Origin of the sequence: Streptomyces sp. YS-3 (assembly GCF_045257485.1) — a bacterium.
In the GTDB taxonomy this organism is placed as follows: Bacteria; Actinomycetota; Actinomycetes; order Streptomycetales; family Streptomycetaceae; genus Streptomyces.
The window spans coordinates 1-2,731 of sequence record NZ_JBJHPC010000777.1 but is presented as its reverse complement, the minus strand read 5'-3'; the positions used below and the strand labels follow the sequence as shown (position 1 = coordinate 2,731).

The window sequence follows — 2,731 nt, the reverse complement described above, 5'->3', positions numbered from 1 at the left end:
GGGGAGATCGTGTGGCGGCCCTCCGGGCGGGGCGGGCCCCCGCCCGGCCCTGCTGTTACGGTGTCGGCGGTCTTCGACGGACCGGGACTTCGGCAGGCTTCGGTACGGGGGGTGGGGCGCTGGTGTTGCGCCGACGGATGAGGTTCACGGCCGTACTGGCCGGGGTGGTGCTCGCGCTCACCGGGTTCTCCGGGCACGGGCACGGACACGGCAAGAGCAGCGGTGACGGGGGCGGCTGCTCCAACTCCCACAAGAGCAACGGCGGTTCGGGGTACCGGCGCACGGACGACTACAACAGCACCACGGGCTCCGGCTCCGGCTCGGGCTCCCGGTCGGGCTCCACCGCCGGCCCGACGCCGTCCCCCTCGGCCACACCGGCCGCAACCGTCGTCTCCTGTGCCGCGCCCGCCCAGGGCAAGCGGGCGGCGGTCACTTCGGCGACCGTACGGGTCACCGCCGACCCGTCGGCGGGCGGCAGCCACCGGTACCGGGTCGAGGTCGACTTCCTCGGCGCGGCCGGCGCCACCGTCGACAGCGGATCGGCGTTCGTGACCCTCGACGCGGGCCGGTCGCGGAGCGTGGAGGTGCCGATGGCGGCGCCGTCGCGGGTCGCGCAGGTCAAGGAGTGCCGGCTGACGCGGGTCATGGAGTGGAGCTGAGCCGGGCGCGGACGCGAGTCACCCACCGGCCCGGCCTCCCGGCCGTGGACCGGGCCGGTTCGCCCGCGCGGTGCTCCGCGCCCCTCACCGCACCCTGAACCCCGGGTCCCTCCGCCCGAACAGCTCCCCCTGCTTGCCCGCGGGCAGGTTCCCCAGCGCGATCAGCTGCGGCGCGTGGGCGAAGGAGGCCGCCAGGGTCGGGGCGCGGGCGGTCCACAGGGCCCGGACGGTCCCCTGCACCGCCCCGGTGGGGCAGGACGCCAGAATCTCCGCGCACCTCAGTGCCGCCGCTGTCTCCTCGCCCGGCGGGGTCACCTCGCTGACCAGGCCCGTTTCGTACGCCCTGCGGGCCGAGACCCGTTCCGCGGTGCCCATCAGGGCCAGGCGCGCCGCCTCGCCGAAGGGCATCCGGGTGGCCAGGTAGGCGGACTCGTACGCGTTGACCATGCCGTACGTCGTGTGCGGGTCGAAGAACGTGGCGTCCTCGGCCGCGATCACGAACTCGACCTCCCCCAGCAGGTAGAACGCCCCGCCGCAGGCCATCCCCCGGACCGCCGCGATCACCGGCTTCCACAGGTCGTTCGCCTTCGGGCCGATGCTGAGCAAAGGATCGTCGATCGCGTACGGCGAGGACGGCTGCGGGACCTCGGCCGCGCGGTCGATGCCCGTGCAGAACGCCTTTCCGCCCGCCCCGGTCAGTACGATCGCGCGGACCGTCTCGTCGTAGCGGAAACCGCGCCAGGCGGCGGAGAGTTCGGCCGCCGTCTCCAGGTCGATCGCGTTGTGCTTCTCCGGGCGGTTCAGCGTCACCACCGCGACGCCGGTCCGCTCGTCCCGTACGACGGACAGGGTCATGGGCGTTCCAGGAGCCAGCGCGGGACGGTCGTACCGCTGTCCGTCCCGGTGAACGCCACCTGCACCCGCGCTCCTATCCGCAGCCGCTCCGGCGCCACCGAGTTCAGCGGCGCGTCTGGTTCGGCCACCACATTGCCGACCAGGCGGATCAGGGGGTCCTCGGCGAGCTCCACCACCACCGTGTTGTACGGGGCCTGGGCCGCGTACTCCGGCAGGAGCGGGGGGTGGGGGAAGACGTACGACCAGATGCGGCCCCGGCCGGACATCAGGCGCCACTCGCTGTCGAAGGAGTGGCAGTGCGGGCAGCACGGGCGGGGCGGGAAGCGCAGCCGTCCGCAGCCGGGGGCGGCGCACGCCTGGACGCGGAGTTCGCCCCGCGCGGCGTACTCCCAGAAGGGGGCGCCGTCGTCGTCGGTCACCGGGGTCAGCATCGCGACTTCTCAACTCCTCAGCAGAACGGCCGATGTGGGGACGCCCTCGCCCGCCGTCACCAGGCAGGTCGCGGCGTCGGGCACCTGCGCGGTGGAGGTGCCGCGCAGTTGCTTCACGCCCTCGTTGATGAGGTTGAAGCCGTGGACGTACGCCTCGCTCAGGCCGCCGCCGCCGGTGTTGAGCGGCAGCCGGCCGCCGGTCTCCAGGGCGCCGCCCTCGGTGAAGGCGCCGCCCTCGCCCCGGCCGCAGAAGCCGTATCCCTCCAGGGAGAGCGGCACCAGCGGGGTGAACGCGTCGTAGATCTGGGCGACGTCCACGTCCTGGGGGCCGAAGTCGGCCTGCTTCCACAGATGGCGGGCGGCGGTCCAGGCGGGGCCGGTCAGGGGGTCGTCGTTCCAGTAGTTGACCATGCCGTGGTGCTGGGCGGGCAGGCCCTGGGCGGCGGAGTGCACGTACACCGGCTCCTGGCGGCAGTCGCGGGCGCGCTCGGCGGAGACGATCACGCAGGCCAGGGCGCCGTCCGTCTCCAGGCAGTTGTCGAAGAGGCAGAGCGGCTCGCTGATCCAGCGGGAGGTCATATACATGTCGCGGGTCAGGGGCCGCTCGTACATCATCGCGGCCGGGTTCTGGTTGGCGCGGTTGCGGCAGGCGAGGGCGACGTTGAAGAGGTGGTCGCGGGTGGCGCCGTACTCGTGCATATAGCGCCGGGCCAGCATGCCGATCTCGTCGGCGGGGCGCAGCAGCCCGAAGGGGCGCGTCCACTGGGCGGGGGTGGGGAGCTGGAC

Annotated in this window: 4 protein-coding genes; 1 reads left to right on the top strand and 3 read right to left on the bottom strand. The window is 73.5% G+C overall.

Annotated features, from left to right (window positions below):
- The first annotated feature begins 137 nt into the window (after positions 1-137).
- Positions 138-659 carry a hypothetical protein gene (locus ACJA3G_RS34640; RefSeq protein ID WP_406557001.1) on the top strand — a complete coding sequence of 174 codons (522 nt, stop codon included), beginning with the start codon at positions 138-140 and terminating at the stop codon, positions 657-659.
- 84 nt (positions 660-743) lie between these two features.
- Here ACJA3G_RS34640 and ACJA3G_RS34635 read toward each other — a convergent pair whose 3' ends face one another.
- From ACJA3G_RS34635 to ACJA3G_RS34625, 3 genes are all read right to left on the bottom strand, one after another.
- Complete coding sequence (locus tag ACJA3G_RS34635) at positions 744-1,514, bottom strand: enoyl-CoA hydratase/isomerase family protein (protein ID WP_406557000.1); 771 nt, start codon at positions 1,512-1,514, stop codon at positions 744-746.
- Positions 1,511-1,945 carry a Zn-ribbon domain-containing OB-fold protein gene (locus ACJA3G_RS34630; RefSeq protein ID WP_406556999.1) on the bottom strand — a complete coding sequence of 145 codons (435 nt, stop codon included), beginning with the start codon at positions 1,943-1,945 and terminating at the stop codon, positions 1,511-1,513. The genes ACJA3G_RS34635 and ACJA3G_RS34630 overlap by 4 nt, the downstream gene beginning before the upstream one ends.
- Before the next feature lie 9 nt (positions 1,946-1,954).
- On the bottom strand, positions 1,955-2,731 hold a 777-nt coding region (locus ACJA3G_RS34625; protein ID WP_406556998.1), incomplete at its 5' end, for a thiolase C-terminal domain-containing protein.

What these genes read in the sequence shown, in the direction of transcription:
- ACJA3G_RS34635 (WP_406557000.1), bottom strand. Translation starts at nt 1,514, where the DNA reads ATGACCCTGTCCGTCGTACGGGACGAGCGGACCGGCGTCGCGGTGGTG.
- ACJA3G_RS34640 (WP_406557001.1), top strand. Translation starts at nt 138, where the DNA reads ATGAGGTTCACGGCCGTACTGGCCGGGGTGGTGCTCGCGCTCACCGGG.
- ACJA3G_RS34630 (WP_406556999.1), bottom strand. Translation starts at nt 1,945, where the DNA reads ATGCTGACCCCGGTGACCGACGACGACGGCGCCCCCTTCTGGGAGTAC.